Origin of the sequence: Ideonella azotifigens (genome assembly GCF_006519715.1) — a bacterium.
Lineage (GTDB): Bacteria > Pseudomonadota > Gammaproteobacteria > Burkholderiales > Burkholderiaceae_C > Ideonella > Ideonella azotifigens.
In genome coordinates this window covers 1-4,555 of record NZ_VIDT01000456.1, presented here as the reverse complement: position 1 = coordinate 4,555, position 4,555 = coordinate 1, and the positions used below count along the sequence as shown (strand labels likewise).

4 protein-coding genes and 2 pseudogenes are annotated in these 4,555 nt (G+C 65.0%); 3 read left to right on the top strand and 3 right to left on the bottom strand.

The features are described from left to right. From FKP22_RS21805 to FKP22_RS21795, 3 genes are all read left to right on the top strand, one after another. Window positions 1-588, top strand: a 588-nt coding sequence (locus tag FKP22_RS21805; protein WP_141289791.1) for an SDR family oxidoreductase, incomplete at its 5' end; no start/stop codon positions are given. 81 nt (window positions 589-669) lie between these two features. Next, window positions 670-2,073, top strand: coding sequence for a D-arabinitol 4-dehydrogenase (gene dalD / locus FKP22_RS21800; RefSeq protein WP_141289790.1), 1,404 nt, complete (start codon window positions 670-672; stop codon window positions 2,071-2,073). Window positions 2,074-2,086: 13 nt separating this feature from the next. Beyond that, window positions 2,087-3,034, top strand: a complete 948-nt coding sequence (locus FKP22_RS21795; RefSeq protein ID WP_141289789.1) for an AraC family transcriptional regulator — start codon at window positions 2,087-2,089, stop codon at window positions 3,032-3,034. Between the two features lie 34 nt (window positions 3,035-3,068). On the opposite strand, the gene FKP22_RS21790 is transcribed toward FKP22_RS21795, so the two are convergent. The 3 genes and pseudogenes from FKP22_RS21790 to FKP22_RS34530 all read right to left on the bottom strand — a co-directional run. Further along, window positions 3,069-3,275 (bottom strand): hypothetical protein, encoded by a 207-nt coding sequence (locus FKP22_RS21790; RefSeq protein WP_141289788.1) that lies wholly within the window; start codon window positions 3,273-3,275, stop codon window positions 3,069-3,071. Window positions 3,276-3,412: 137 nt separating this feature from the next. Then, window positions 3,413-3,595: pseudogene (locus tag FKP22_RS34590) on the bottom strand (IS30 family transposase); the annotation flags it as partial. A gap of 134 nt (window positions 3,596-3,729) precedes the next feature. Then, a pseudogene (locus FKP22_RS34530) lies at window positions 3,730-4,555 on the bottom strand (IS630 family transposase); the annotation flags it as partial.

Genomic DNA, 4,555 nt, shown 5'->3' with positions numbered 1-4,555 from the left:
TGCGCGTTGCTCGGCTCGACCGCGCTGCCAGTGGTGCTGGACCTGCTGGACCCGGCCCAGTGCGCCACGCTGCTGGCACGCACGCTGGCCCTCACCGGCCAGCTCGACATCTTCCACGCCAACGCCGGCTTGTATGTCGGCGGCGACCTGGTCGACGCCGACCCGGAGGCGATCGACCGGATGCTGAACCTGAACGTCAACGTGGTAATGAAAAATGTGCACAACGTGCTGCCCCACATGATCGGGCGCGGCACCGGAGACATCATCGTCACCAGCTCGTTGGCAGCGCATTTCCCCACCCCATGGGAGCCGGTCTATGCTTCGTCCAAATGGGCAGTGAACTGCTTTGTGCAGACCGTGCGGCGCCAGGTCTTCAAGCACGGCATCCGGGTGGGAGCGATCTCGCCTGGCCCGGTCATCACCTCGCTGCTGGCCGACTGGCCGGCCGAGAAGCTGGCCGAAGCCAAGGCCAACGGCAGCCTGATCGAGGCCGAGGAAGTCGCCAATGTGGTGCTGTTCATGCTCACGAGGCCGCGTGGCATGACGATCCGCGACGTGGTGATGATGCCCACCCAGTTCGACCTCTGAAGCCCTGTTTCACCTTCTCTCGGCTCTCCTTTCTTTCCTGCCTTTCAGAACGCAGCCGTCAGACCACGAAGGCCTTTTTCCATGTCCACCATGCTCCACCTCGGCCTGGGTTCGTTCCACCGCGCGCACCAGGCCCTCTACGTACACCAACTGCGGCAGACGGGCGACACCCGCTGGTCCATCACCGGCGGCAACCTGCGCCCCGACATGCTCGACACCATTGCCGCGCTGCAGGCGCAGGGCGGTGCCTACACGCTGGAAACTATCACGCCGCAGGGCGAGCGCAGCTACACCCGCATCGAATCCATCCAGCGCGTGATCCCCTACCAAGACGACTTGGCCCCGCTGATCGCCGCAGGCACCGACCCGGCGACCCGCATCATCTCCTTCACCGTCACCGAGGCGGGCTACTACCTGGACGCGCAGGACCGCCTTGATTGGGCCACTTTCCCCGACTTGCGCAATGACCTGGCGGCGGTAAAGGCGGGCGGCGCAGGCCACACGATCTACGGCGGCCTGGTCAGCCTGCTGCGCGCTCGCGCAGCCGCGGGCGCAGGAGGCGTGACGCTGCTGAACTGCGACAACCTGCGCCACAACGGCGACCGCTCGCGCGGCGGCCTGCTGCAGTTCATCGACGCGCTGGGCGACAGCGCGCTGAAGGCCTGGGTCGAGGCCCACACCACCAGCCCCAACGCGATGGTCGACCGCATCACCCCGCGCCCAACGCCGGATGTGGCCGAGCGCGTCAAGGCCGCCACCGGACGCGACGACCCCGCCGCACTGATGGGCGAAAGCTTCATCCAGTGGGTGATCGAAGACCGCTTCATCGCCGGCCGCCCCGAATGGGAAAAGGTCGGCGTGGATATGGTGGATTCGGTCGCGGCCTACGAGGAAGCCAAGATCCGCCTGCTGAACGCCACCCACAGCTGCATTGCCTGGGCCGGCACGCTGGCGGGCCACCTCTACATCCACGAAGGCACGCAGGACGCCGAGATCCGGAAGATGGCCTACGACTACGTGACCGACGACGCCATTCCGGTGCTGCACACGCCCGAGAAGCCCTGCCCGCTGGACCTGGCCCGCTACCGCGACGTGGTGCTGGACCGCTTCGGCAACCCGGCGATCCAGGACACCAACCAGCGCGTGGCGATGGATGCGTTCTCGAAGATCCCCGGCATGATCGCGCCGACCATCCGCGACAAACTCGCCATGGGCGGCACCATCCGCAGCGTGGCGATGCTGCCTGCACTGTTCCTGGCCTACCTGCAGCGCTGGCACGCGGGCGGCCTGCCCTACGCCTACCAGGACCAGGCCATGGACCCCGCGGTGGCCCATGCGATCTGCGAGGCCGCCGACCCGGTGGCCGCGTTTGGTGCGGACCCCACGCTGTGGGGCGAGCTGGCCGGCGATGCCCGCCTGTTGGATGCGCTGCGCGTAGCGTTTGCGCAGGTGCAAGCCTTTGTGGCCCGCCGCGCTGCGGTCTGAGTCTGGAGCCGTGATGTCGCTCAAGCCCGTGACCCCGCGTGTCGTCCGCCCCGAGCTCGAACACGAACTCGCCCGCTCGCCTGATCTCGGCTATGAAGCTTCTAGTGAGGTCGGATTCGTGCGCTGCCTCGCGCACGGCTACCCCACGCCGCATGCCCGCTGGCATTACCACGACGAGTACGAGCTGCACCTCATCACCAGCACCAGCGGCAAGCTGTTCGTTGGCGATTGGATCGGACCGTTTCAGCCGGGGCAACTGGTACTCACCGGGCCGCGCCTGCCGCACAACTGGGTGAGCATGGACCTACCAGCCGGCGGCGTTGAACAACGCGACCTGGTAATCCAGTTCTCGCACGAGCCTCTGGTTCGCACGGCCGAAACGATCCCGGAGTTGCGTGAGGTTCTGCCGCTACTGGAGCGCGCCAAGAACGGAATTGAGTTTTTCGGTTTGTCGGAACGAGCGGAGTCACACTGGCAGCGAGTTAAGTCGTCGCGTGGGCTGCGCAGGCTGACCGCCTTCTGCGACTGCCTGGCAGACCTGGCGGCCTGCACTGACTACCGGCTGCTGTCGAGCGTACAGCTGCAGAGCACGGGCGACGATGCCTCGCTGGCCCACGTGCATGCTGTGGTCAGCCGCATCACCGGTCACCTGGCCGACGAACATTCGGCAGCCGCATTGGCAGCCGAGCTTGGCATGAGCGAAAGCCGCTTCTCGCGCTTCTTCCGCCGCGCTACCGGCAATACTTTCACCGACTTCGTCAACCGCATCCGAGTGAACCGCGCCTGCCAGCTGCTGATGGATTCGGACCGGCTGGTGACGCATATCTGCTTCGAGGTGGGCTTCAACAATGTCGCCAACTTCAACCGCCGGTTCCTGGACATAAAGGGTATGACGCCCACCGAATTCCGCCGCCAGGCCGGTCAACGCTTCGGCGTGCTGCCCGAAGGGCGGAGGAGTTGAGCTGCATGAGGCTTCGCATCGGTCTCGACACCTCCTACACCAGGCCGCTGTTGGGCACGCTGCGGCAGAAGTCGCCGCCCCCAGCAAGGTCCCTGACGATCTCGCAGCCGTAGCCCATTTCGAGCGAACAGCATCCGCTGCAGTGGTGCGCCACCGCCGACAGGATGCAGTAGCTTGCCCCGCTGCGTCCGCCAGCCATGGCTGCGGGGTTCGCGCCGTCTTCCCCTGCGACCCGATGCACGGCAGGTACCTGCTAGGCGCCGCGACATCAATCATTCGCAAAGTGACGACAACAGTTGAGCCGCTCATGTGTCTTGCCCGTGCCTGCCGAAATTTGGGGCTGCGGTCTGAAGTCCGACACTCGGCATCGTTGCAATGTCAGTGGGTTGTGGCCTGAGCCTGTTGGTTGATGCCTTGCATGAGCTCTGCGAACACCTGAATGGGACTGCGCCAGTTCAGCGTTTGACGAGGCCGGTTGTTGAGCAGATCGGCGATGGCATCGAGCGCGATCTGATCGTGCACCGACAGGTCCGCGCCCTTGAGCAACATCTGCTGTACCAATGCACGAACTCTCGCGCCCAATCGCGCGCCGCGCCGAGATTGGCAAAGCCCGCAGCGGGGAACTCCGGCCGGTACTTCGCCGTGCGGAACAGGCTTTCGACCAAGGCGTTGTCGTCGCTCACGCGCGGCCGCGAGTACGAAGGCTTCGCCCCCAGCCACCACAGCATCGCCAGCACTGTGGTGGCCTTGAGCGTGGCGCCGTTGTCGCCATGCAGCACTGGCCTTTCGTCGCGAGGCATCGCGTGGATTTCCTCGGCCAGCGCAGTGCGCTGCACGAGCCGTGCAGCATGGTCCGAGTTGTCGTCTTCGTGCACCTGGAAGCCCACGATCTTGCGGCTGTAAACGTCCAGGATCAGGTACAGGAAGAACCATCGGCCAGCGACGTCCGTGGGCAAGAACGTCATGTCCCAGCACCACGGCTTGGGGTCGGTGTTGTGGTGAGCGACGTATTCATCGATCGCCGCCACCAGTTCGGGCACACTGGTGAACACACCCCGGCACAGCCGCTCGGTGGTCAGATCGCGGAAGAAGCGCTCCACCATGTTCAACCACCACGTCGAAGTTGGCGTGAAGTGCGTGTTGAATCGCGGGTGCTTGGCCAGCCAATCCTGTACCGCCGGTTGCTTATAGGTGGCGTAGTTGTCGGCAATCAGGTGCAGCGTCTTGTCCTTGGGCGTTTCGGGGTCGATCTTGCGCAGGAACTTCAGCCAGTCGGCATGGGTGCGTCGCTGCTGGCATTGGCCGATGACCTTGCCGTCCAACACATTGAGCGCGGCAAACAGCGTGGTTGTGCCGTTGCGCTTGTAGTCGTGCGTCATGGTGGCCGCGCGGCCCTTCTTGAGTGGCAGACCTGGCTGCGTGCGATCAAGTGCCTGCACCTGGCTCTTCTAATCGCAGCACAGCACCAAGGCGTGCTCCGGCGGCGACATGTAGAGGCCCACGATGTCTTCGAGCTTCTCG

What these genes read in the sequence shown, in the direction of transcription:
- dalD (WP_141289790.1), top strand. Translation starts at nt 670, where the DNA reads ATGTCCACCATGCTCCACCTCGGCCTGGGTTCGTTCCACCGCGCGCAC.
- FKP22_RS21795 (WP_141289789.1), top strand. Translation starts at nt 2,087, where the DNA reads ATGTCGCTCAAGCCCGTGACCCCGCGTGTCGTCCGCCCCGAGCTCGAA.